General features: G+C 63.7%; 20 protein-coding genes. 6 read left to right on the top strand and 14 right to left on the bottom strand.

Features of this window, described 5'->3' with window-relative positions; translation table 11 throughout:
• Positions 1-14: 14 nt before the first annotated feature.
• Positions 15-983 (top strand): dihydrodipicolinate synthase family protein, encoded by a 969-nt coding sequence (locus tag ACRQDJ_RS06925; RefSeq protein WP_435717905.1) that lies wholly within the window; start codon positions 15-17, stop codon positions 981-983.
• A 22-nt stretch (positions 984-1,005) separates the two neighbouring features.
• The gene (locus ACRQDJ_RS06920) at positions 1,006-2,994 is read left to right on the top strand and encodes a YjhG/YagF family D-xylonate dehydratase (RefSeq protein WP_435717904.1); all 1,989 of its coding nucleotides are present in this window, start codon (positions 1,006-1,008) and stop codon (positions 2,992-2,994) included.
• A 162-nt stretch (positions 2,995-3,156) separates the two neighbouring features.
• Here ACRQDJ_RS06920 and ACRQDJ_RS06915 read toward each other — a convergent pair whose 3' ends face one another.
• The 9 genes from ACRQDJ_RS06915 to ACRQDJ_RS06875 all read right to left on the bottom strand — a co-directional run bounded on the left by ACRQDJ_RS06915 (position 3,157) and on the right by ACRQDJ_RS06875 (position 14,058).
• On the bottom strand, positions 3,157-4,020 hold the full coding sequence (locus ACRQDJ_RS06915) for a Cof-type HAD-IIB family hydrolase (protein ID WP_435717903.1): 864 nt from the start codon (positions 4,018-4,020) through the stop codon (positions 3,157-3,159).
• A gap of 134 nt (positions 4,021-4,154) precedes the next feature.
• The gene (locus tag ACRQDJ_RS06910; protein ID WP_435717902.1) at positions 4,155-4,667 is read right to left on the bottom strand and encodes a hypothetical protein; all 513 of its coding nucleotides are present in this window, start codon (positions 4,665-4,667) and stop codon (positions 4,155-4,157) included.
• Between the two features lie 28 nt (positions 4,668-4,695).
• Positions 4,696-6,312 (bottom strand): hypothetical protein, encoded by a 1,617-nt coding sequence (locus tag ACRQDJ_RS06905; RefSeq protein WP_435717901.1) that lies wholly within the window; start codon positions 6,310-6,312, stop codon positions 4,696-4,698.
• Between the two features lie 62 nt (positions 6,313-6,374).
• On the bottom strand, positions 6,375-7,097 hold the full coding sequence (locus ACRQDJ_RS06900) for a sugar O-acetyltransferase (RefSeq protein ID WP_435706346.1): 723 nt from the start codon (positions 7,095-7,097) through the stop codon (positions 6,375-6,377).
• Between the two features lie 141 nt (positions 7,098-7,238).
• Complete coding sequence (gene mmsB, locus ACRQDJ_RS06895; protein ID WP_435706345.1) at positions 7,239-8,576, bottom strand: multiple monosaccharide ABC transporter permease; 1,338 nt, start codon at positions 8,574-8,576, stop codon at positions 7,239-7,241.
• Positions 8,573-10,126 (bottom strand): multiple monosaccharide ABC transporter ATP-binding protein, encoded by a 1,554-nt coding sequence (gene mmsA, locus ACRQDJ_RS06890; protein WP_435706344.1) that lies wholly within the window; start codon positions 10,124-10,126, stop codon positions 8,573-8,575. The genes mmsB and mmsA overlap by 4 nt, the downstream gene beginning before the upstream one ends.
• Before the next feature lie 9 nt (positions 10,127-10,135).
• Positions 10,136-11,254: a multiple monosaccharide ABC transporter substrate-binding protein gene (gene chvE, locus ACRQDJ_RS06885; protein ID WP_026428741.1), complete on the bottom strand. Its 1,119-nt coding sequence runs from the start codon at positions 11,252-11,254 to the stop codon at positions 10,136-10,138.
• 280 nt (positions 11,255-11,534) lie between these two features.
• Positions 11,535-12,698 carry a xylose isomerase gene (gene xylA, locus ACRQDJ_RS06880; RefSeq protein ID WP_016442287.1) on the bottom strand — a complete coding sequence of 388 codons (1,164 nt, stop codon included), beginning with the start codon at positions 12,696-12,698 and terminating at the stop codon, positions 11,535-11,537.
• A 220-nt stretch (positions 12,699-12,918) separates the two neighbouring features.
• Positions 12,919-14,058 carry an ROK family transcriptional regulator gene (locus tag ACRQDJ_RS06875; RefSeq protein ID WP_435717900.1) on the bottom strand — a complete coding sequence of 380 codons (1,140 nt, stop codon included), beginning with the start codon at positions 14,056-14,058 and terminating at the stop codon, positions 12,919-12,921.
• A gap of 388 nt (positions 14,059-14,446) precedes the next feature.
• Between ACRQDJ_RS06875 and xylB the strand changes: the two genes are divergently transcribed.
• From xylB to ACRQDJ_RS06855, 4 genes are all read left to right on the top strand, one after another.
• On the top strand, positions 14,447-15,892 hold the full coding sequence (gene xylB, locus ACRQDJ_RS06870) for a xylulokinase (protein ID WP_435717899.1): 1,446 nt from the start codon (positions 14,447-14,449) through the stop codon (positions 15,890-15,892).
• A 56-nt stretch (positions 15,893-15,948) separates the two neighbouring features.
• Entirely contained in the window at positions 15,949-17,028 is a 1,080-nt protein-coding gene (locus ACRQDJ_RS06865) for an aldose 1-epimerase (protein ID WP_435713525.1), read from the top strand.
• Positions 17,029-17,188: 160 nt separating this feature from the next.
• Complete coding sequence (locus ACRQDJ_RS06860) at positions 17,189-17,884, top strand: DUF6318 family protein (RefSeq protein ID WP_435713526.1); 696 nt, start codon at positions 17,189-17,191, stop codon at positions 17,882-17,884.
• Positions 17,885-17,946: 62 nt separating this feature from the next.
• Entirely contained in the window at positions 17,947-18,894 is a 948-nt protein-coding gene (locus ACRQDJ_RS06855) for a hypothetical protein (RefSeq protein ID WP_435713527.1), read from the top strand.
• Between the two features lie 70 nt (positions 18,895-18,964).
• Here ACRQDJ_RS06855 and ACRQDJ_RS06850 read toward each other — a convergent pair whose 3' ends face one another.
• The 5 genes from ACRQDJ_RS06850 to ACRQDJ_RS06830 form a co-directional block, all read right to left on the bottom strand.
• Positions 18,965-21,568, bottom strand: coding sequence for an ATP-dependent Clp protease ATP-binding subunit (locus ACRQDJ_RS06850; protein ID WP_435713528.1), 2,604 nt, complete (start codon positions 21,566-21,568; stop codon positions 18,965-18,967).
• 223 nt (positions 21,569-21,791) lie between these two features.
• Positions 21,792-22,259 (bottom strand): D-aminoacyl-tRNA deacylase, encoded by a 468-nt coding sequence (gene dtd, locus ACRQDJ_RS06845; RefSeq protein WP_435713529.1) that lies wholly within the window; start codon positions 22,257-22,259, stop codon positions 21,792-21,794.
• 61 nt (positions 22,260-22,320) lie between these two features.
• On the bottom strand, positions 22,321-22,662 hold the full coding sequence (locus ACRQDJ_RS06840; RefSeq protein WP_051278341.1) for a DUF2516 family protein: 342 nt from the start codon (positions 22,660-22,662) through the stop codon (positions 22,321-22,323).
• Positions 22,663-22,703: 41 nt separating this feature from the next.
• A complete protein-coding gene (locus tag ACRQDJ_RS06835) occupies positions 22,704-23,720 on the bottom strand; it encodes a hypothetical protein (protein ID WP_435713530.1) in 1,017 nt (338 codons plus the stop codon).
• A complete protein-coding gene (locus tag ACRQDJ_RS06830) occupies positions 23,717-24,343 on the bottom strand; it encodes a heme-binding beta-barrel domain-containing protein (RefSeq protein ID WP_435713531.1) in 627 nt (208 codons plus the stop codon). The genes ACRQDJ_RS06835 and ACRQDJ_RS06830 overlap by 4 nt, the downstream gene beginning before the upstream one ends.
• Positions 24,344-24,642: the final 299 nt, after the last annotated feature.

The raw sequence follows: 24,642 nt of genomic DNA, 5'->3' as shown, positions 1-24,642 counted from the left end.
AGGAGCTCCCCACCATGGAAAACCCGCAATTCATTTGCCCCACGGTCACGGCTTTCGATACCAATCTCAATATCGACGCCGCAACCAACCGGCAGCTGTGGGACCGGCTCATCACCGGCGGAGTTGACGGCATCCTTGTTGCCGGCTCCATCGGAGAGTTCTTCGCCCTTACCTGCGAACAGAAGCTTGAGCTGGTCAAGCTTGCCGCGCAGCACATTAATGGCCGGGTGGAACTGCTGGCCGGTACCGGGATGAACTCCCTCCCGGAAACCATCGCGCTCTCGCGTGATGCACTGGAAGCGGGAGCGGACGTCGTCGCCCTTATTACCCCGTACTACTTCACCCTGGGTGCGGAAGCGCTCTTTGATTATTACGCGGCCTGCGCGCAGGCGATTGACGGGAAGATTCTGCTCTACAATTTCCCGGCTCGAACCGGGAATGATATTGGCCCGGAGTTGCTGCGGCGCCTGGTGGATGAGTTCCCGAATATCGTCGGCATTAAGGACACCGTCACGGAGCTGTCCCATACCCGCGCGCTGATTCAGGCGGTGCGCCCACGGCATCCAGATTTCCGCTTCCTGGCCGGTTTCGATGAGAATTTCTACTACACGCTGCTCAGCGGCGGAAACGGGGCTATTTCCGGGCTGGCGAATGTGTACCCGGAGGTCACCTCCGCCTGGGTACGCGCGGCGCGCGAAGGCAATGCGGCCACACTGGAGCGCATGCAGGAGCTCATGAACCACCTGGCGAATATTTACACTATCGCCCCGGTTTTCGTGCCCGTCATCAAGGAAGCGATCCACCAGCGCGGCGTCGCCCTATCCACGGCGTGCCGTGCCACCCCAACCGGATTGACCGCGGCGGAAAAGGATGCGGTTACGGCCCTGCTTGCCCGCGCCGATGAGCTGATCGCCGCGGCTGAGCTCCCGGCCACGGGGAGTTCCGCTCTTCCGTCCAGCACCCTCCCGTCCACCGACCGCTAGCAATACAGCAGAGGAGACAACTATGCGCCTCGAAGATATTTACGAGGAACAGCCACCAGAATTTTACGAAACTCGCACGCACGCGGAAGGGCCCAGCGGCAAGCTCCCGCTCACGGAAGATTTCTTGCGCAATGCGCCCTCGGGATACATTTTCTCGATGACGCAGGGTCGCGGCATGGGTTGGGAAGCCGAGGACCTCGCCAATGACGACATCATGATGATCTCCACCCTCGGCGGCCTGCGCGATGCGGACGGTAATCCCACGGCCCTCGGCCTGCACACCGGGCATTTCGAGCTCGGCATGCTGCTGGACGAAGCGGCCAAGGAATTCAAGCGGCTCGACCATATTCCGTACGCGACTTTTGTGTCCGATCCGTGCGATGGGCGCTCCCAGGGCACCACCGGAATGTTTGACTCGCTTCCGTATCGGAACGACGCCGCAATGGTCTTCCGCCGCCAGATCAGATCGCTCCCCACCCGCACCGCGGTACTGGGCGTTGCCTCGTGTGACAAGGGCCTGCCGGCCCTCATGATGGCCCTCGTTTCCCAGCATGACACCCCGACCATCCTGGTTCCGGGCGGCGCCACCCTCAAGGCCTATGACCATGAGGATCTGGGGACGGTTCAGACCGTGGGTATTCGCTTTGCCGCCGGGGAAATGACCCTGGAAGAAGCCATGATCGAAGGCTGCCGGGCCTGCGCTTCGGGCGGGGGCGGCTGCCAGTTCCTCGGCACTGCGGCCACCTCGCAGGTGGTGGGTGAAGCCCTCGGACTGGCCCTCCCGCATTCTGCGCTGTGCCCCTCGGGTGAGGATATTTGGAAGAACCTGGGTACTGCCTCGGCTCGGGCCCTCCTGGGCCTGAAGCGGGAAGGTATCACCACGAAGGACGTTATCACCGATAAGTCCATCGAAAATGCCATGGTGCTGCACGCGGCCTTCGGCGGCTCCACCAACCTGCTGCTCCACCTCACGGCCATCGCCTATGAGGCGGGCTGCAAGGTACCGACGGTTGATGATTGGGAGCGCATTAACAAGAAGGTCCCGCGCCTGGTTTCCGTGATGCCGATTGGCCCGGTGCATTTCCCCACCGGGGTTGCGTACCTGGCCGGCGGCGTGCCGGAAGCCATGCTGCACCTGCGCGATCTGGGGCTGCTCCACCTGGATGCCCTGACCGTGACCGGGCAAACCGTGGGCGCGAACCTCGAGTGGTGGGAGACGTCCGACCGCCGCGCCCGCGTGCAGGAACGCCTGCTGCGCGTCAATAAGATCCCCAAGGATGATGTGATTATGGATCCGGAGAAGGCCCACCGTAACGGCCTGACCTCCACCGTCACGTTCCCGAAGGGCAATATCGCACCGGAAGGCTCGGTGGTGAAATCCACGGCCATTGACCCGAGCGTAGTGGGCGAGGATGGGGTATTCCGCCAGACCGGGCCGGCCCGCATTTTCGTGCATGAGAAGGACGCCATGGCCGCGCTCAAGGACGGCAAGATCCACGCCGGCGATGTCATGGTGATCGCGGGTATCGGACCTTCGGGTACCGGAATGGAGGAAACCTATCAGCTCACCTCCGCCCTGAAGAAGCTCCCCTACGGCAAGCATGTTTCCCTCATTACCGACGCGCGTTTCTCCGGGGTGTCTACCGGGGCTTGCTTCGGGCACGTGGGGCCGGAAGCCCTGGCGGGCGGCCCCATCGGGAAGCTCCAGGAAGGCGATCTCATCGAGATCGTGGTGGATACCGTCAACCTGGAGGGCTCGCTCAACTTCGTGGGCCGGCCCGGGGAGGAGGTCAGCTGGGAGGAAGGCGCCACTATTCTTGCCGAGCGGCCCTCGAACCCGGATCTTGCTCCGGACGAGGATCTTCCCGATGACACGCGCCTGTGGGCTGCGCTCCAGGATGCTTCCGGCGGAATTTGGCGCGGTTGCGTGTACGACGTCGACCGGATCGTCGAAACCCTACAGGCAGGGCGCGCCGCGCTCAAGGAAGCCGGGGTGGCCTGGGCGCAATAAACCGGGGCCAACTCCTCAATCGGAGCTAAATCTCCATAATCCGTCAGCGCCGAGCTGACACACCGCGGGCGGCTTGATCGCACTCATCAAGCCGCCCGCATTTTTATGAGCGTGTTTCGGGCGCCCTTTAGCTTGCTACTCAGCACGCTTCACGCGGCTTGCTCAGCGCCCCTCCCTTACCTCCGCGATCCGGTTGCACAGCGCGGCCACGGCATCCTCATCATTGGAGCCGATCTCGTAGGCGGAAATGTCCTTGACGGCAGCCACCGAATTGGACGGGCAGATCGCCACGCCCACTTCGCGCAGCCAGGGCAGGTCATTGGCGGAATCGCCGATGCCGGCGGTGCGCGCCACCGGAACGCCCAGCCCCTCCAGGATGGTGCGCAGCGCCACCCATTTATCGGTGGCCGGGCTGGTCACTTCGATGGTGCCGTCATAGGAGCGCGCCGCGTTGGGGAACTCCGCCGCGAGGTCGGCGCGGATGCGTTCGTATTCGGCGTCGTTCGCGAACAGCGCGGCCTTGAGGCGGTCCTCGCGCGGCAGCGCCTCCAGGTCCGCCACGATGGGCTGCTCGCCTTCGTTGCGCTCGGCCAGCACCCGCACCGCTTCGCCGTCTTCCTTCGCGAAAAGATGGTCGCGCCCGAAAATGACCAGCTGGAGTTCGTGCGTGCGGCAAAAGTCGAGGATGCGCGCGTAGAGGGCGTCGTCCATGGGTTCGTACGACGCCGCGCCTGCCGCGCCATGCGCGTATTCCCGCACGGATGCCACCGCCATCGCGCCGCTCGCCGCGATGAGCGGGCCGTCAATATTGGCACGCTCGTAAATCCCGATGGTAGCCGGGTATACCCGGCCGGTCGCCACAATAATCGCGACGCCGGTGGCGTGCAGCCGGGCCAGCGCCGCAATCGTGGCATCGGAAACGTGTTTGTCATTGCGCGCCAGGGTGCCGTCCAAATCGAGGGCCAGCGCGTCAATGGTGAGAAGGTCTGCGGGAAGCTCAGCTTCCAGGTCCACATGAATAGCCATATCTCCACGGTACGCTACTCGCGCGCCCTCCGGGAGGGGCTGCGCCGCCCGCGGCCCGCACATCGGGCGGCTGGCCTGCTCGAACGCACCCGCGACCCGCACCCCGCGCGGGCCACGCCCCGCCCCCGGCGCAGTTACCGGTGGCTAATCGTTTCCTTCCCGTCCTTCCCGTGGATTTCCACCAGCTGCGCGGTGGCCGACTGGCCATCCGCAGCGATCTCCGTAATATCAATCGTCAGGGCCAGCTCACCCCAGGCCGGATCCGGGCTGGCCGGCTTGGGAGTCTCACCAGGGCGAGTCACCACCGCCGGGTCCACGGTTTGCAGCCCCAGCTCCTGCGGCGAATAGCTTTCCAGCCCCGCAATGGTCACCCGAGCTCCCCCGCATTGCGGCGGGTAGCTCTCCAGGAACACATCGCACATGGTGGCCACACCACCCGACATAATGACCCCACCACGCACCTTCACTTCCCCGGTGCCGTGCGCGATAGCCGCGGTTGGCCCCGACTCGGTATCCCCGGGCCCGCCCGGGAGGGGCGTGGCCGAGGGCGGCGTCGTCGTATCACCACTGCATCCGCCCAGGCCCGCGGCACCGCAGAACGCAGCCACCAATCCCGCGGCAACAGCCACCATTTTCCTGCTCTGCATATTCCGCCTTTCGTTTCTGGGCCAGCGCTTACTGGTAGCTCACGAAGGCCGGGGTTGGCTCCACCTGGATGTAGGTTTCCTCCGGCGTGAGCATCGGTTTGTCCTCATCGTAGAAGTTCTTCCAGCCCCATGCCACACCCTCGGGGGCGTAGCTGTGCAGGGTGCGCCAGGTGTCCTGCTTGGCGGCCTGGCTGCCCTGGCCGTCGGCGTGAATGACCAGCGCAACTTCGGCACGGGACTGGTCAAGCTGATCAACGTCGCGCAGCATCTGCACCTGGAACTGGTGCAGGATCACAACTTTCTGCGGCAGCTGATGCGCGCGCACAAAATCGGCGAGCCACCGCACCGTCTCGTTCACCTCGGCGATTTCCACGTGGCCGATGCGCTCGAGCGGGAAATCATCGGGGCCGAGCCGCCATTCCGGATCCAGCGCGATCCCCACATTCGGGTAGCGCAGCAGCTTCTCATAGCGTTTGACCTGCTCAGGGAAGCTGGAGCGCCCGGGCTGGAAATCGAGCACCACGTACTGGCCGTGGCGCGCGGCCGCCTCAATATAGGGCACGAAAATATCCGGATCCCATTCGTGCGAATAATTGCCGTCATCGCCGGGCTGCCCGGCCGCCACCGTCACGATGAGCTCCATCGCGGGGATCACCGTATCCTCCGTGAGCGCGCGGTACGGTTCGGCGTGCTCCGCGGCCCGCGCGGCGGTTTCCTCCACGCCCTGCTCGCCGAGCACCCCGAGCGCGGCCGTCACCGGCGAACCGTAGAGCGCCACATACCGTTTGCCCTCCAGCACCAGCTGCCCGCCGCCGGGTAGTTCCGTCCCGGTGCGCGCCGCGGCCAACTGCCACGAAAGATCCGGAAGGTCGACGCCGAAGCTGGCCACCGCCGCCGCACTTCCCACGAGCGCCTGGATAGTTGCACTGCTTGCGCGCGGATCCGGATGTGATTCGACGACGGCGCCACCTGCCGCGCGCACCGTGGCCAGAGTGGCGGGATTCGCGCCATCAGTGATGGCGGGGAATGGCGCGGTGGTGGTGGCCGGCAGGTAGTCGAAATCCGCCGGCACGGGGTTGGTTGATTGATCGGATTCTTCACCCTGCGCGGGCGGGTACTCGTCAGCTTCGCCGCTCAACCAGGCCGGCTTCGCGGTGCCCACCAGGAGGGTATGCTGCACGCCGAGCCGCTCAAATTCCGCGGCGAGGGCACCCCCCGCAGCCGGCGCTTCGGGCTGCTGATCCGCTTCGGGCGCACCCTGCGCTTCGAGCGCCGCCTGCCCTTCCGCATTCTCCACCAGGAAAACCGGTACGGCCAGCGATTCGGCAAGCTCGCCGGCCTGCTCCACGGAGCCCGGGCCGCTCAGCACCGCGACGTGGGCGCTGGCAAAAAGCGCGGCGGAGGCGGCGATGGCACCTTCCGCGTCCGTGGCGGGGAGCACCAGGTCCGCTTGCGGGGCGCGATGCACGGCAATGGGGCCGCGCTCGGCGGCGCTCGGCGTGCCGCTACATGAACTGAGGCTGAGAGCGAGCACAAGAGCCAGCACGGTGAGCAGGCCGAACGAGGCCAGGTGCGGGCGGTGGGCGGTGCGCGAACATGTGAATGGCGTGGTGGCGGTGCTGGGTCGGCGATGACGATGCGGCACAAAACTTCCTTCCTTTGGCGCCTTTCCAGGGTAGCGATAATGCGCCGCCCGCGCATCCCCGCCTACCCCGAAAGCGGCTCCTCGCCCACCTCCGCTCGGTAGTCGGCGAGGAGCGCTGCCGCGAAGGCGGCGTCGTCGGAATTAATGGAACGGAGCACGCGGGCCGGAACCCCGCCGACGACGCTCCCCGGCGGGACGTCGCGCAGCACCACGGCGCCGGCGCCCACCACGGAATTTTCGCCGATGGTCACGCCGCCGGCGATGGAGGCGCCCATGCCGATCCAGACGTTATTTTCGATGGTGATGGGGCGGCCGTATTCGAGGCGCGTGGCGCGCAGAGCTGGGTCGATGGGATGCGAGGCGCAGGAGATGGTCACGTGCGGGGCGATGAGCACCCCGGCGCCGATGCGCACCGGGCACAGATCCAGAATCACCGCGCCGGTATTAATAAAGGAGCCCTCCCCCAGGCTGATATTCACGCCGTAATCGCAGGTGAACGGGCGGACGATTTGCGCGCCGGCCCCGAAACCGCCGAGGAGTTCGCGCAGGATGTGGACCGCGCGCGGGCTACCCCAGGCGGCGTCGGCGTTGAATTCTTCCAGCAGCGCGATGGCGCGTTCGCGCACCCGCGCCTGGGTGGGGCCCCAGCGGTAGAGCCGGCCTTCCACCATGCGCCGCCATTGCACGTCTGTTTCTTCGCCCGGAAGCGGGCAGCGGGAGCGTTCGGGCAGCTCAGCGACGTGCGGGCGGGCAATATGGCGCGGGTTGCGGGGAGTTTCGGGCATTTTTCTTCCTTAATTTGATGCGCGGTGGTAGCGACGGTGCGCGGTGGCAGCGACGGTCGAAAAGTAGTACGACGACGCCCGTGCGGGGCGAGTAGTGACCTACCCGCCCCGCACGACCCCGGAGGAGTGCAATTCCGGAGATTATTTCTTGCGGTTAGCCACCATATCGAAAGCGACGGCAAGAATAACCACGAGGCCCTTAATGGACTGCTGCCAGGCGGAATCGACGTTGAGAATCGACAGACCCATATTGAGCACGCCCATAATAAAAGCACCGATAATAGCCCCGGAAAGCCGGCCGCGACCACCGGTCACCGCCACCCCGCCGATGAAGGCCGCGGCGATGGCATCCAGTTCGTAGCCGTTTCCGGCCGTGGCCACGGCCGCACCCGCGCGCGACGTCGTCACAATGCCCGCGAGCGCGGACAGCACGCCCATATTGACGAAGACGAGGAAGTCCACCCGCTTGGTATTGACACCGGAGAGCTTCGCGGCTTCCAGGTTGCCGCCCACGGCGTAGACGTGCCGGCCGAAAACGGTGCGGTTCATGACGAAGGCGTAGATCATCACGAGCACGCCGATAATGACGAGCACAATCGGGGTGCCGCCGGCCGAAAGCGAGAGCACGTAGGCCACCGCCATAATGCCGACCGCGAGGATGAGGTTACGGATCCAGAAGCTCGCCGCGGATTCGAGCGGGGCTCCCCCGCGGGCGCGGGCCCGGCGCTTGCGCAGCGCGCTGACCAGCATGCCCGCCACGGCCAGCAGGCCGATAAGGAGGGTAAGCACATCGCAATCACGCAGGAAACTCGGGGTAAAGAAGCCGAGCCAATTCGGTAGCGAGCCGTTCGCGATGGAAACGAAGCCGCCGGGCAGGCCGGAAATGGTGCGTTCCACCAGTACAATGGCCAGGCCGCGGAAGATGAGCATGCCGCCCAGCGTCACGATGAAGGCGGGGATGCCCACATAGGCAACCCAGAAGCCCTGCCAGCAGCCGATAAGCGCGCCGATAAGAAGCCCGGCCACCACCGCGACCGGCCAGGACCAGCCCATGGAATCCATCATGAGTGCCACAACGCCGCCCACGAAAGCCACCACCGAACCGACCGAGAGGTCGATATGCCGGGCAATAATGACGATCGTCATGCCGATGGTCAAAATAAGCACGTAGGCGTTCTGCTGGATCAGGGAAGCCACGTTATTCGGGGCGAGGAGCAGGCCCTTGGTAAGGACCTGGAACAGCAGAATAATAATGACGAGAGCCAGCAAAATGCCGTACTGGCGCAGGTTAATCCCGCCCAGTTTCGCGCTGCCCCGGTTGGCGGTGGCCGGATCCTCGGATTTCTTCGGCGCGCGCACCGCGGGAACAGCGCGTGTCGCGGCGGTTGCGGTTTCGGTGCCGGTTGCGGTTTCGGTGCCGGCGGCCCTTGCGCCGCCCGCACCGGCCGCGCCCGTGGTTACCTCAGGTTTCTCGCTCATGCTACCTGTCCTTCCTTGCGTTCACCGGCCATGTAGCTCATGAGCTTTTCCTGGCTCGCGTCTTCGCGCGCGAAGCAGCCCGTGACTTTTCCGGCGTTGAGTGTGTAAATGCGGTCGCAGATTCCCAGCAATTCGGGAAGCTCGGAGGAAATCACCAGAACACCCTTGCCCTGGTCCGCTAGTTCGTTAATGATTTGGTAGATTTCGTATTTCGCGCCGACGTCGATGCCGCGCGTCGGTTCGTCCAAAATGAGGAGCTCCGGATCGGTGTACATCCACTTGGAGAGCACTACCTTCTGCTGGTTTCCCCCCGAAAGCGAGGAGACCAGCGCCCGGTTCGAGGAGGTTTTAATCCGCATCGACTTCCGGTAGCCATCCACCACCCGGGTTTCTTCGTGCTCGTCGATCACCCCGCCGCGCACGAGTTTGCGCAGCGCAGCGGAGGTGACATTAAGTTGCACATCCTGGATGAGGTTGAGCCCCAGACTCTTGCGATCTTCGGGAACGTAGGCAATACCTGCCTTAATGGCCTTGCCCACCGTGGAAGTATCAACCTCCTGGCCGTGCATGCGCACCGTCCCGGAGATCTTTGTTCCGTAGGAATGCCCGAAGAGGCTCATGGCCAGCTCGGTACGCCCGGCACCCATAAGCCCGGCGATACCCACAATTTCCCCGGCCCGCACGTTAATCGCGGCGTCGTCCACCACTTTCCGCCCGGTATCGAGGGGATGGTAGGCGGTCCAGCCTTCCACCTCCAGGAGCATCTCCCCCGCGTTCGGGGTGTGCTCCGGGTAGCGGTTGGTGAGCTCGCGGCCCACCATATGGCGAATAATTTCCGCTTCGCTAATGGCTCCCTCGCCCTTCATGGGCCAGGTTCCTACCGCGTGACCGTCGCGAATAATGGTGACATTATCGGCGATCTCCGCGATCTCGTTGAGCTTATGGGAAATAATGATCTGGGAAACACCCTGCGCCTGGAGCTGGCGCATGAGGTTGAGTAGGTGTTCAGAATCATCATCATTGAGGGCCGCTGTGGGCTCGTCAAGAATGAGGAGCTTGACGTTCTTGGATAGCGCCTTCGCGATTTCCACCAGCTGCTGTTTGCCCACGCCCAGGTCCACCACTTCCGTGGTGGGGTCGACGTCGAGGCCCACTTTGGCCAGCAGGATCGCCGCGCGATCATTCGTCTTATTCCAGTCGATGGCCCCGAAGCGGGTAATTTCGGAACCGAGGAAAATATTTTCCGCCACCGAGAGGAAGGGCGAAAGCGCCAGCTCCTGGTGGATAATCACGATTCCGGACCGCTCCGAATCCTTAATGGTGGAGAACTTGACCGGTTCGTGATCGTAAATAATCTCGCCTTCGTAGGTACCGTGCGGCCACACGCCGGAGAGCACCTTCATGAGGGTGGATTTCCCGGCGCCGTTCTCCCCGCAAATCGCGTGGATTTCCCCGCGTTTGACATTGAGGGTCACGTCGTCGAGAGCGCGCACGCCGGAAAAGTCCTTGACGATTCCGCGCATCTCCAAAATATTTTCGTCTGAATACATGGCGTCCTCCTACTCGAGGCCGATCTCGGCAGCCGAGTAGTATCCGGAATCCACCAGCTTTTCGCGCGCGTTCTCCGCGTTAATAACCACCGGTTCGAGCAGGTAGGTAGGCACAACCATCATGCCGTTCTCATAGGTTTCGGTGTCATTGACGGTCACCTCTTCGCCCTTGACGATCTGGTCCACCATGAGGGCGGCCTGGTCGGCGAGCTTGCGGGTATCCTTCCACACGGTCATGGACTGGCGGCCCTTGACGATATTCGTAACATTGGCCTGATCCGCGTCCTGCCCGGTGAGGACCGGCCAGGTGTCCTGGGTGTAGCCGTCCGCGTCGAGGGCCTGGGTGATACCCAGAGCCAGCGCATCATTGGGGGCGAGCACCGCATCCACGCGAGTGCCGCCGCGGTAGAAGGAGTTGAGGCGCGTTTCCATTTCCGCCTGCGCGGTGGGAGCCATCCACGCCTGGATACCGATGGACTGCCAATCTGCTACATTCGCGGGGGCCTTACCGGAGGGCACCACCAGCTGGCCCTTATCGAGGTAGGGCTTGAGCTGATCCCAGGCGCCTTCGAAGAAGTAACGCGCGTTATTATCGTCCGGCGAACCGGAGAAAGGCTCGAAATTGAAGGGACCCTTGCCCTGGTCGAGGCCAAGTTCCTTGACGATATATTCGCCCTGCATCTGCCCCACGCGGTAATTATCGAAAGTCACGTAGTAGGAGACCGCGTCGGTATCGCGAATAAGGCGGTCATAGGCAATGATCTTGATACCGGCTTGCTTGGCCTGGGCGAGCACCGGCGCGAGGGCCGAACCGTCAATCGACGCCACAATAATGACCGCCGGGCCTTCGTTAATCATATTTTGGATTTGGGAGATCTGCTGTTCCACCTTGTTATCGGCGTACTGCATCGAGGTTTTATATCCCATATCCTGCAATTGCTTTTGCAGGTAGTCACCGTCACGCGACCAGCGTTCCAGGGACTTGGAGGGCATGGAAATGCCGATGGTGCCACCACCGCTGCGACCGTAGTACTCATCGCTTCGCGTGGCGGAGCACCCGGCTGCGGTGGCGAGCACGAGGAACATCCCCGTGATCATCGCGGCTATTTTCTTCAGGGAAATCTTCACCGGAGCCTCCTTGCTCTGTGTGAGAAGTGTTGGGGAACGACGGCGCAGCTCGCGCTATCGTCAATTCGTACGCGCCTGTATATATGTCCGCGGTGGATTCAGGCGCGGGCGGCGTGCAAGCCCGGCAGGCATGGCACGCCGGAGTAGGCGTGGGCAATCTGCGCGGTGAGCCCGGTATGCGGTGGGGGCGAGCTGCGAATCGCACCTCACCCCCACCAACCGGGGCACAGTGATAGCCGGGAGGTGGGCTTATATGTGGCCGCCCACCTCCCTGCGGTTCTTAGCCAATAAGGTGGCGCATGGCCTGCTGGTAGAGCTCAACGTAGTGGTATTCGCGCGCGGCCAGAGCTGCGACGTCGAACTTCTCCGCCCGTACATCATCCAGGCTCTCACCTTCGGCCACGGTCGGTTCGGCCAGTTCGGGAACCGAGGCAGCTTCCATGATTTCCTGGGTGCGCGGGTCGGCACGGAAGGCCTTCGCCTTCTCCGCGAGCATGAGGTACATTTCCATATTCGCGGCCGCGGATTCCCATACGCCTTCGAGGCCTTCGGTACGCGAGGGCTTGTAATCGAAGTGGATGGGGCCTTCGTAGCGCGGGCCGCCATTGGAGAAGCCGTTGACCAGCAGATCCACCGTGAAGAAGGCGGAGGCCAGATCGCCGTGACCGAAGCACTTGTCCTGGTCGTAGCGGGGGCCGGCCTGGCCGTTGAGGTCGATATGGAAGAGCTTGCCGGCGTTGAGGGCCTGGGCCAGCCCGTGGGTGTAGTTGAGGCCGGCCATCTGCTCGTGCCCGGTTTCCGGGTTGAGGCCGACGATATCGCCATTATCCAGCTCGGCAATAATGCCGAGGGCGTGGCCGATGGTGGGCAGGAAAATATCACCGCGCGGTTCATTCGGCTTGGGCTCCAGGCCGATCTTGAGATCGTAGCCCTTCTCCTTAATGTATCCGGCTACCGTATCCAGGCCTTCCTTGTAACGTTCGAACGCGGCGTTGAGATCCTTGGAGGAATCGTATTCGGTGCCTTCGCGCCCGCCCCACATCACGAAGGTGGTGGCGCCGACTTCCGCGGCCAGATCCACGTTACGCAGGATCTTCTGGAGGCCGAAGCGCCGGATCGAGCGGTCGTTATTGGTGAAGCCGCCGTCCTTGAAGATGGGATGGGAGAAGGTGTTGGTGGTGACCATTTCGATGGTCAGGCCGTTGGCATCGGCTGCTTCCTTGACCTTGCCCACCCGCTCGGCACGCTCAGCATCGCTGGCGTCGAAAGCGAAAACGTCATTGTCATGGAAGGTGATGCCCCAGGCACCCAGCTCGGCGAGCTTTTCCGTGTAGACCCACGGGTCCAGGGCCGGGCGGGAATCCCCACCGAAGGGATCGGTTCCGGTCCACCCCACGGTCCACAGACCGAAGGAGAACTTATCTTCTTTTGTAGGCTTTCTCATCGTATGCACTCCTTTATGCTGATGAACAACTACTTTGTTCACTTCCAAAACTAATTCGGGAAGCGCGCGGTGTCAATAGCTATAAGGTAAATCTCACCCGGAGAGCTTTCCGGCACGTTTTACCGGCGGGTTAGTTTTAGGCACAAACAAAGTGGGGTGCGCTGGCGTGAGCCGGTGTGCGGGCCGTTACAGGCCGTTGCGAGCCGTTGCGGGCCAGCCCCTAGGTAAGTTCCGGCTCCAGCCAGGAGTTGGGATCGCCGAGGAAAATCTCAAAATGCTGGAGGCATATCCCGATGGCCGCGGCGGTATTCCCGTGCTCATCGACGAGCAATTCAATATCCTTCCAGCGCGAAGCCAGCACCCGATATTTGAGTTCGGAGCGCAGGATCATCTCCAAGCGAGGGTAGAGGAGGGCGAAGTTTCCACCGAAAACCACCGTGTCGAGATCAAGGAGATTGAGGGCGTTCGCGAGGGCCGATCCGAGGGATACCGCAGCCAGATCAACAGCATCTCTCACACCAGCATACCCGGCGTCGAACCTTTCTATCAGTTCACCCACGCCCACTTCCCGCTCCAATCCGGCGTTCCGCAAGAGTGCGTCTTGACCCACATACTGCTCCAAGCACCCGTTGGAGCCGCAGCCGCAGCGCGGCCCCGAGCGTTCCACGCACATATGCCCGAATTCCCCGGCCCAGCCGTGCGTTCCTTCGAAGACTTCACCCCCGGCCACCACCGCGGCGCCGATGCCGACCTCACCGGACACGTAAATGAAATCGCGGGTGGCCGAGAGTGCCCCGGGGCGCTGGTAGAGCACCCCGTACGCGGCCGCATCAGCCTCGTTCACGACGATCACCCGGCCAAGATCCGCGATGGTAGCGTGCAGCTGGCTCACCATATCAACATCCGCCCAGCCCAAGTTCGGGGCGGTCACCACGATCCCGCGGCCGCGATCCACCAAACCGGGAACGCATAGTCCCGTGCCCAGCACCGTGGTGCCACGCGGGCGGGCCCACCGCCCCAGCATCTCACTGAGCGTCTCGCACACCAGCTGGGGGGATGCCTGGCGAGAATCACGCTGATCCACCGCGGTGAAAAGAATATTGCCGGCCAGATCCATGACCACCACGGAAAGGTAGGCCAGATTCACTTCCATCCCGATCATGACCATGGTCTGCCCCTTGGCGACCAGGGGATTGGCGGGCCGGCCCACGTGCGGGCGCACCGGGGGTAGCTCCTCGATGAGCTTGACCTCCAGGAGGTAATCGACCAGGCGAGACACGGTGGCACGGGTGAGGCCGGTGCGGGTAGCAAGCTGGGCGCGCGAGGGCGGTTCCGGACTATCCAAAACGGATGCCAACACCGTTTTGGTATTTTCCACCCTCAAGCTCTGCGGTGTTTTCCCGGTTTTGGTCACGCTCCCGACCTCTCTGCCTGCTGGACTTCTGCTTGATTTCCGCTTGCCGAACCTCTGCCTGCTGGGCCACTGCCTGCCCGAGCTCTGCCCGCTGGGTCTTTACCTGCCCGCCCCTCGCGCATCTCATTTATCATAATGGAGGCGCGCCGCTGGATGCGGGCCAGAGCATAGCGCAGACCCTTGACACTCTCCCACCCCCACATTAGTTTTATTTAAGAACAAATACACGGAGTGGTGTACGCCGGGCGAGTTATCCGGCGCTATCTCACCCTTTTCCTCCGTGCCAGCCCGCGGCGTGACACCGCTGTCACGCCACCCACTACTAGGAGAGAATATGCCACTCGTCGCCGGAGTCGATAGCTCCACCCAGTCCACCAAAGTCCTCATTATTGATACCGAGACCGCGCAGATCGTGCGGCAGGGCAAAGCCCCTCACCCGGCTGGAACCGAAGTGGATCCGCAGGCCTGGCTTGATGCGCTGCGCGCTGCAATTGCCGCGGCTGGCGGGCTCGATGATATTTCCGGTATCGCCGTGGGCGGCCAGCAGCACGGCCTGGTGGCCCTCGATGCCGCCGGGGAGGTTATTCGCCCCGCGCTGCTCTGGAACGACACCAAGTCCGCCCCCGCCGCGCGGGCCCTCACGGAAGAATTCGGGCGGGAGTTTTGGGCGCAGGCAACCGGCTCGGTTCCGGTTGCCTCCCTCACCGTCACCAAACTGCGCTACCTGGCTGATGCCGAGCCGGAGAACGCCGCGCGGATTCACGCGATCTGTCTGCCCCACGATTGGCTCACCTGGAAGCTTTCCGGCTCCACCGATCTGCGCGATCTGGCCACCGACCGCTCGGACGCTTCGGGCACGGGATACGTGGATTGCACTACCGACGCCTACCGCTACGATATCCTCGCCGCGGCGCTACGCATCCCCGAATCGGCCGCGCGGGAGATTATTCTGCCGCGCATTGCCGCGCCTTTCGAGGCGGTGGGGAATCTTGACGCACAGTGGCTGAGCAGCGGGACCGCCGCGCGCACGATCGCCATCGGCCCGGGTGCCGGGGACAATGCCGGCGCCGCCCTCGGTTTGGGATTGCGCGGCGGGCAGGCTTCGCTTTCCATCGGAACCTCCGGGGTGATCGCCACGGTCTCCGACCATCCGGTTCAGGATGCCAGCTCGGGGGTCACCGGTTTTTCCGATGCGAACGGCCAGTGGCTCCCGCTCGCCTGCACCCTCAACGGCTCCCTCATCCAGGATTATTTCCGCAGCATCCTGGATGTTTCTTTCGACGAGCTCGGCGAGCTGGCCGAATCCGCGGCTCCGGGCGCGGGTGGAATCACCCTGATCCCTTATTTCCTGGGCGAGCGCACCCCGAATCTTCCCGGTGCCCGCGCACATCTGGGCGGTTTGACGGCCGCGAATTTCACCCGCGCGAATCTAGCCCGCGCCGCCTACGAAGGCCTGGCCTGCCTCATGCGCGGGGCCCTCGAAGCGCTGCGGGCCGGGGGCATCACCATTGATAACGCCATGCTTATTGGCGGGGGTGCCCAATCGCGGGTGCTGGTCCAGATCCTCGCGGATGTGCTGGAGATTCCCCTCGCCCTGCCCGAACCCGGTGAATACGTGGCCAAGGGGGCGGCCTACCAGGCGGCGCGGGTGGCGGGCCTGGACTGCCCGGCCGATGCCTGGGCTCCGCGGATCACCGCCCGCTTCACACCGCGCCCCGGCAACCCGGCCTGGCCCGCTTACCAGGCCTTGGCGCGTACCCTGGAGAACGTGGGAAGCTAAAGGAGGCGCCCGCAGCTGCGGCGTCGTCGTACCCGGGACTACAAGGAAGAAGAACCATGATCGTCACCACTGAACGCGAGTGCGCGGGCCGGACCGTTACGCTGCGCGCGGCCACCCGCGGCGCCACCCTGCTCAGCTATCGCCTGGGCGATACCGAGGTTATCGACGGCTACCGCAACCCCGCTGAGCTGCGCGAACTCAACGGTTTCCGCAGCGCCGTGCTGGTGCCGTGGTCCAACCGCATCCGCGCGGGGCGCTACCCGGCCGCGCTCTATCATGGCGACGACGCCGCCGTGCGTGCTCACCTCCACGCCGAGGTTCCAGTAAACGGCGTTCACAGCGTGCCGGAACCGCTTCCCGATACGGAACCGGGCCTGCACGGCCTCGTCACTACCCAGGAATTCGAGGTCATTCGAGCAGGCGACGGCGTTCTTGAGTTCGCCACCCGCGTGGATGCGAACAGTGTTTACCCCTTCGAGCTTGCCGTAAACATTGTTTACAGCATTGGGGAGGATGGCTCCTTGCACGTGCACTTACGCGCCGAGAACCTCAGCGAGGTAGCCGCGCCGGTCACGCTTGGCTGGCATCCGTATTTCCGGCTCGCCGGCCCGCTGGCGGAGGCGCGCCTGAGCCTGGATTGCCGCGCGCGTATCGCCACCGATGCCGCGCTTATTCCGTACGACGGCGCCGGCGCTTTCGCGCCGTGCGAGCCGCTCGCGGACTCCCCCATCGACCCGGCTACGGATTGGGCCTACGCCCGGCTCGCCGATAGCGCCGGGCCGGACGCGGGTGCGGTCGGGGCTGGCGCCGGTTCGGCCGGTAGCGCGGACGGTGCTGCGGACGGAAGTGCTGACGCACGTAGTGGCGCCGGGACGGGCTGGAATGTGGCGCGCTTGCACACCGGAAATCGCGAGGTTGCTCTGTGGGCGCGCCTGGGTGACTGGCCGTCGAAGAATTTCCATATTTTTGCTGGCTCCGGGCTGGCGCGCGACGCTGGTCAAGCGGTGGCCATGGAGCCGTGCCAGGCACTCCCCAATGCCTTCAACCGGGCCGAGGGCCGCGAAATGCTGCTGGAACCGGGCGCTCGCCGAGAGCTCGAAGCGTGGGTTGTGGTGACGGAGGTTGCTGGCGCGTAGGTGGCAACGCTACGCAGGGGAGCCGAACCGGGGAATCGTTCAGGCGTGGCTTGCGTAGGTGTCGCGGTGTGCGTGGCGCAAAGCTGTGGACGACGCGCCGCTGCGAGCCTTCCTGTGGATAGGCGCTAGGCGGGGGCGACGCGGCTGTTAACGTGGCGCCATGAACGTACTTATAACCGGGCGCCGCGCCGGAATTCTTGCCATCCTCTGTTTCCTTCTCAGTGCATGTGGAGCCGGGGCGGGTGCGCCTCCCCCGGCGCTCTCGTCTGGCGGTGCTTCTAGCCCACCGGCCGCTAGCTCCGCTTCCTCTACCGGGAGCTCCGGTTCCGCTGCCAGCGGGTCAGCAGGTGCTGCCGGCAGCTCTGACTCTGCCGCGCCCGCCGGTTCTCCCTCTGCTCCACCTACCTGGCCGGTGCAGATTCCGGTTCCTGCCCCGCCCGCTCAGATGGCCGAAGATTCCGTGGAGGGAGCCATCGCGGCCGGGCAGTATCTTTTCACCCTCCTCGATTACGCCACGATCACCGGTGATATCGCGCCTCTCACACCGCTGGCCGGAGAGCAATGTGATTGGTGCCAACACCAGGTCGCGAAACGTGAAGAAACGGATTTCCGGCCCCGGCAGGCAACTGTTTTTAGTTTTAGTGATGCGCGGGGGCGGTGGAATGATCCGATAGCGGCCTATACCGTGCAGTTTTCCGTCTCCCACCCGCCTAATCCGGTGGTGAACCGCAAGGGTGCCGAAAAGACAGATCGGGCCGAAGAATTCTTCGTGACCATGCGAATTTTCCGCTCGGGTGATAACTGGGTCGTGGATGCGGTGGGCATGAACGATGACATTTTGGACGGAGGCGTGTGATGAGCCGGTACAGCAGCCCCAGATTTAAGCCGCGCTGGTTCCTGAGGGGCCTCATCATAGGCATGGCCGCGGTGGTATTTCTTGGTTCGTGCACGGTAAGCGCACCAGCCCTTGCCCGCGAATACGAGGACGGTGAGGAACGGATCTATACCGCTCGCACCGATGCCGGCGGAGTGACCGTGGAAGCTCAGGGTAGTTACACCCGGCGTCTGCCCGGTGGGGCGGGCGGTACGCCATCCGGCTCGGGTGGCGCGGATAGCTCAGGCGCGGGAAGCGCTGCCGGCGCGGATTCTGGATATTCCGGCTCCGGGTTCGAAGGCGGCGCCGCTACAGCACGTGGCTCAGGTGCCGGTACAGCCACCGGGCCCTACGGGCTGCCGTGGTCTCGGCGCGCGCTCATCGCCGCGGTTCGGGATACTTCCCTACCGGGGCATGTGCGCGGGGCGGCCGGGATTCTCAGTTGGATACTGGCAAACGGCGCTCCTCCGGCTGACCCGCAAACCGGCGATGCTCCCACCGCCGCGCAGTTGGAGACGATCATTCACACGGAGAGTATCCGGATTGCGGCGGCGAATGCTGAGGCGTGGATGGAACCGGCGCGCGGCTGGGTTGCGATCAACTACCCGGTCCGCTTGCATTATTCCGCGCCGGCCCAGCGCCACACGGTGACCTTGCTCGGCGCGGAGGTGGTTATTGATCTGGTTCCGGTGCGGGCCACCTGGGAGGTGCCCGGCGCAGAAATCACGAGCGGTGCGGGGAGCACGCCCGGCGGTCTGCCACCTAGCCACCACACATCCGGCCGCCCTGCACAGACCGTCCCGGCTCGCCAGCCCTTTACGGAAGTTGTCTACCGCCAGGCTAATGAGGAGGTGAGTGCCACGCTGGTCGTGGAGTGGGAGGCTCGGTACAGCATTGCTGGGCAGAGCCGCACAGTGCCGGAGCTACTCACTACCCGCTCCGAAACCACCCCGGTGATAACGCGAGAGCTCGAAGCCCACCTGATCGGTTAGCTTCGAGCTCTCGGTATCGATATCAGCTACTCCTAGCCCGCGGCCCTATCCGGCCGCTTAGCCAGCGGCCCTAGTTCGCCGCGGCCAAGCCACCTCCGGCAGTCGGAGCGCCAGCCCCGGCAACCGGCCCGCCGCTGGGGCGGGTATTCACGCCGGAGGCCAGGCCCTCCATCTGTGCCGGTTCGTGCGCTTCGATCACGCCGTCCGGTAGCGGCTGGTCGGGCGACTGACCGGTGAAGGTGAAGGACATCGGAATATTGTCCTTATCCACATCCACCACGATGATGTCACCCTTGGAGAATTCGCCGTAGAGCAGCTTCTCGGAAAGCACATCTTCCACATCGCGCTGGATAGCGCGGCGCAGCGGGCGTGCCCCGAGCACCGGGTCGTACCCGCGGTCAGCCAGGAGTTCCTTCGCGTCCTTCGTCAGGGCGATGGAGAGGTTCTGATCCCGCAGGCGCTTATCCAGCTTGCCGATCATGAGATCCACGATCTGCAAAATCTCCGGGCGGCCCAACTGCGGGAAGACGATAATGTCATCCACGCGGTTGAGGAATTCGGGCCGGAAGTTGTTCTTGAGTTCTTCCGCCACCTTCGTCTTCATGCGCTCGTAGGAGGAAGTGGTATCGGCGTCGAACTGGAAACCGGTTTGCACGCCCTTCGCAATATCCTTCGTGCCCAAATTGGTGGTCATGATGATGATGGTGTTCTTGAAGTCCACCACCCGGCCTTGCGCGTCCGTGAGGCGCCCTTCTTCCAGGATCTGGAGGAGGGAATTGAAGAGGTCCGCGTGGGCCTTCTCAATTTCGTCGAAGAGCACCACGGAGAAGGGCTTGCGCCGTACCTTCTCGGTGAGCTGGCCGCCTTCTTCATAGCCCACGTATCCCGGAGGGGCACCGAAGAGCCGCGAAACGGTGTGCTTTTCCGAATACTCGGACATATCCAAGGTGATGAGCGCGGATTCATCCCCGAACAGGAATTCCGCGAGCGCCTTGGCGAGCTCGGTTTTACCCACACCGGTAGGCCCGGCGAAAATGAAGGAACCACCCGGGCGGTTGGGATCTTTCAAGCCCGCGCGGGTACGACGAATCGCCTGGGAGAGCGCGGTCACGGCTTCATGCTGGCCGATCACCCGCTTGTGCAGCTCATCTTCCATGCGCAGCAGCTTTGCGGATTCCGCTTCGGTGAGCTTGAAGACCGGGATGCCGGTGGACATGGAGAGCACTTCGGTGATGAGATCTTCATCCACCACCGAAACGACGTCCATATCCCCGTCCTTCCAGGCTTGCTCGCGGGCATCGCGTTCTTCGCCGAGCTTTTGCTCTTCGTCACGCAGGCCGGCAGCCTTCTCGAAGTCCTGGGCATCAATAGCCGCTTCCTTAGCGCGGCGCGTGGAGGCGATCTTATCGTCCAGTTCGCGCAGTTCCGGCGGCGCGGTCATCTTGCGGATGGCCAGGCGGGCCCCCGCTTCGTCGATGAGGTCAATGGCCTTATCGGGAAGGAAGCGGTCATTAATATAACGATCTGCCAGGGTGGCGGCTGCCTCCAGGGCGTCGTCGGTAATAGTCACGCGATGGTAGGACTCGTACCGGTCCCGCAAGCCCCGCAAAATATCAATCGTTTGTTCCACGGTGGGTTGTTCCACCTGGATGGGCTGGAAACGCCGTTCCAGCGCGGCATCCTTTTCAATGTACTTACGGTATTCATCGAGGGTGGTTGCCCCAATGACCTGGAGTTCCCCGCGGGCCAGCATCGGCTTGAGCAGCGAGGCAGCATCCAGGGCACCTTCCGCGGCGCCCGCGCCCACCAGGGTGTGGATTTCGTCGATGAAAAGAATGATATCCCCGCGGGTATTGACTTCCTTGAGGATTTTCTTCATGCGTTCCTCGAAGTCACCGCGGTAGCGCGAGCCGGCCACCAGAGAACCCATATCGAGGGAATACAACTGCTTATCCTTGAGGGTTTCCGGAACGTTACCGGCGGCAATGGACTGGGCCAGGCCCTCCACCACCGCGGTTTTACCCACGCCGGGTTCGCCAATCAACACCGGGTTGTTCTTGGTGCGCCGGGAGAGCACCTGCATGACCCGCTCGGTTTCGGTATGCCGGCCGATCACGGGGTCAAGTTTGTGGTCACGCGCGGCGGCGGTGAGGTTGCGCCCGTATTGATCGAGGACCGTAGAGCCGGCCTTGGTGCCTTCGCGCGGGCCGCCACCCACCCCCACGGCTTCCTTGCCTTGGAAACCGGAAATGAGCTGGCTGACCTGGTTGCGCACGGTGGACATATCCGCGCCGAGCTTGATGAGGACCTGGGCGGCCACGCCATCCGCTTCACGGGTGAGCCCGAGGAGGAGATGTTCGGTCCCGATATAGGAGTGGCCCATTTGCAGCCCCTCGCGCATCGCGAACTCGATGACCTTCTTGGCGCGCGGCGTGAAGGGAATATGACCCGAGGGCGGCTCCTGGCCTTCGCCGATAATGTCGATGACCTGCGTCCGCACGGACTCAAGCGTCACCCCCAGGGCTTCCAACGCCTTCGCGGCCACCCCTTCGCCCTCGCGAATGAGGCCGAGCAAGATATGTTCGGTCCCCAGGTAGTTGTGCTTGAGGTTCCGTGCTTCTTCCTGCGCGAGCACGATGACCCGCCGAGCGCGGTCGGTGAACCTTTCGAACATAACTCTCCTTGCACTTGCAATCTTCTAAAAGAGTAACGGCCCTCAGCCCGGGAGCCGTCCCCTGTTCGCCAGTGGCATGAGTGTGTGGCTCACATTTTGCTGAGGGAAAAAGCCGAATTCGCGCGGAAAGTGCTGTTATCGATAAGATTTCTGAGCTTATTTCACTATCGCCGGGCCTTTGGACCCACGCCCGCAACGTATTGCCGCGAGGTAGCGCGCTACTTTAGGCGCCCGCGGATTCCACCTCAACGAGGAGCGTGAAGGGGCCGTCATTGACGAGTTCCACATCCATCATGGCCCCGAATTGCCCGGTAGCAACCTCCAGCCCGTACGTTTCCCGCAATTCGCGCACGACCGCTTCGTAGAGCGGATCGGCAACCTCCCCGGGCGCGGCCTTGGACCACGAGGGCTTGCGGCCCTTGCGCACATCCGCGTACAGGGTGAATTGCGAAACGAGCAGCACGGGCGCCTGGGCTTCTTCTGCGCTGCGCCGGCTATTCGGATCATCGGTGCCGTCCGCGGCACGCAGCACTTTCAGCTGCGCGATTTTCCGCGCGACTTTCTCCACTTCCGCCGCGCCATCCCCGTGGGTCACGCCCAGGAGCACGCACAGCCCCGTGCCGATCTGCGAAATCACGGCGCCGTCCACCGTGACGGACGCGCGCTTAACGCGCTGAATAACTGCTCGCATTCTTCCTCCTTCGTGGTGTTATTGGTACGACGACGCAGCTAGGCCCTGCGCCTACCCAGCTTTACCAGGACCCACCCCCGCGCCCGCGCGAGCCGCGCCGCGGGCCCATCCGCTGTTCTTCGGGACCCAGGTAGTAGAGCGCCCCGTAGGCCGCCCCGAGCATGAGGAAAGGCTGGAAAGGTAGGCGAATGGGTGTGAAAAGCACAATCCCGGTGACCAGGGCGCAGCCGAGCAGCACCCCGCTCCAGAACTTTTTATCCTTGCGGGCATAGCGAAAATCCGCATCCGGCCGGCGCAGGCAGGCCACCAGCGCCCACACCATAAACGCGAGAATCGCCAGCTGGATCACAAAAAATATCCCGTTGCAGATATCCGTGACGAGCCGCAAGGTTGTTAGGTTCATGATTCTCCGTCCTCGTGCTAAACGTGGTGCTCGCCCTCATTCTAATCACGGCCTACGACACTTTTTTCGCCGCTTTCACGAATGGTCACCGCCACGGGCGCGTGCGCAGGTAGAGGAATAGGTTCGACGCCGCAGCGGAATTCCCCGACCCGCACCGCCCCCAGCGCCGTTGGTTCCCTGACCAGCGCGAGGGCGAGCGGCCCTTCTTCCCAATGCCGCGCCGCGGAGGTCACACAGCCCACAACCGCCCCATCGGGCTGATTCGTTTCCGTTTCGACCGCCGCATTCCCGCTCGCTCCACCACTCGCCACATCGGATCGCTCCGCGAGTACCTGCGTGCCCTCCTCGGGCAGGTCGGCCGCGTCCGGACCTTCTAAATACAGGCACGTCAGGCTCCGCCCCGCTTCCCCGAGCTGGCGGATACCGCATTCCCCGGATTCGCGGGTACCCACTAGGCCAGATCCGTATATATCAGCCAAGCTCGCCCCCGCGCGCGCCGCCCGGAAGAGATCCGGGCGGCGCGCGGCGACCCGGTAGGCGACCCAGGCGAATAAACCTACCGGACTCATGCCGGCGGCCTGCCCGGCCCGGGCCAGCACCTCAATGTCCTCGACCAGGAGAATCACCGTATCGCTGCCCGGCCACCAGTCTTCCCAGAAAGTGGCGGATAGCCCAGGCTGGCCGTGCATGGCCGCACGGAGGCGCGCGGCTCCTTGCGTCGTCGTACCTATGGCTATGTAGTTGGCTGGGCACATACCACAATCGGGCCCGCCCGGCGGGCTCAGGAAAATATCCGCGCCACTGCCCGGGCAACGTAGTAGGGCGCTGAGAATCCGGCCCTCGGCGTCGCATTCCAGCACTTCGCGTGCATGCTCAACATCCGGGCATGCCCTAGCGGCACCGCGCAGCACCTGCCAGTGGGAAAGGTCCACGAAGCCGCGCCCGGCTTCCAGCTCGCGCTGTTCCACATTGGGATTGGTGTAGAAAGCGGCCACTCCGGCTGCCTCCCCCTCCCCGGGAACCGCGCCGGGCCAGCGCAGCAGCGGGCTGGGTATCACGATTCTGGCTGAGCTTCGGGCGTTGCGGACTTCGGCTCCGCTTCCGGGCAATCGCTCAGACGCTGGAGGCGGCCGGCCATGTAGCTGCGCATATCCGCCCCGAAAGCCGCCATATCGTAGGCGTAGAAAAGCTCGGATTCCACGTAGCCGCCCATGATTTGGCCGCCGGTGTAGCTCGCGGCGGTGGGGGTGGCGGCGATGGCGTCCGCGACGATCTGGAATTGCGGGCCCTTAATAAAACCGGCCCAGGTCATGGCGTGCCCGGCGGAGGTGGCGATCATGCCTTCCAGTACGAAACGGCCCTCTGTGCCCTGGAGGTTATTCGGGGAAACGCGCAGGTAACCCTCAAAACTCGACCACAGCTGGCCTTTGGTGAGGGCCGCGTACATCCGCCCGCCTGGCACCTCGCGATCCACCGCCCCGGCCGGCTCTTGGGAAAGCCAGGTTGCTGAACGCAAACGCAGGTAGGGGCCGTGGTCATCATTATCGATGCGCAATTCGTGGAGGTAGCCGGCCGCGTCCACGCCCTCGTATTCGAGGAGGCCAGCGCCGCGCCAGGTATCAACGAGCCAGGCCATCGGATAGGTTTCCGGGCTGAGATTTTCAGGGATTGCAAAGACCATATGCTCAGGTTACCCGCCACAGCCCATAGCTAGTGTCATTTTCCCACGTCGGAGCAAAAAAGTCTTCATTTTTCACGCTTGGCCCGAAAGCGCGACGAAAAGTTTCCGATTGGCCGCGCTCTTGTTATTCTGAAGCCACGGTGCCGGACCTTGAAAGCCCCGGGCTCCAACTAGCGCCGCTACGAGCGGCATTCGCGCCGTCAGGCGCTCTCAGGTCCGGCACGGGTTAATAGACAAAAAGTGGGTCTAATGACGGCGTGTCGTTAGCTCCCGATCCGGCCTTTACGGATGTTCAGACC

Origin of the sequence: Actinotignum urematis, from assembly GCF_051264595.1 — a bacterium.
Classification (GTDB): domain Bacteria; phylum Actinomycetota; class Actinomycetes; order Actinomycetales; family Actinomycetaceae; genus Actinotignum; species Actinotignum timonense_A.
Note: the sequence above shows the minus strand (reverse complement) of the source record. Positions and strands in the feature narration are given on the sequence as shown.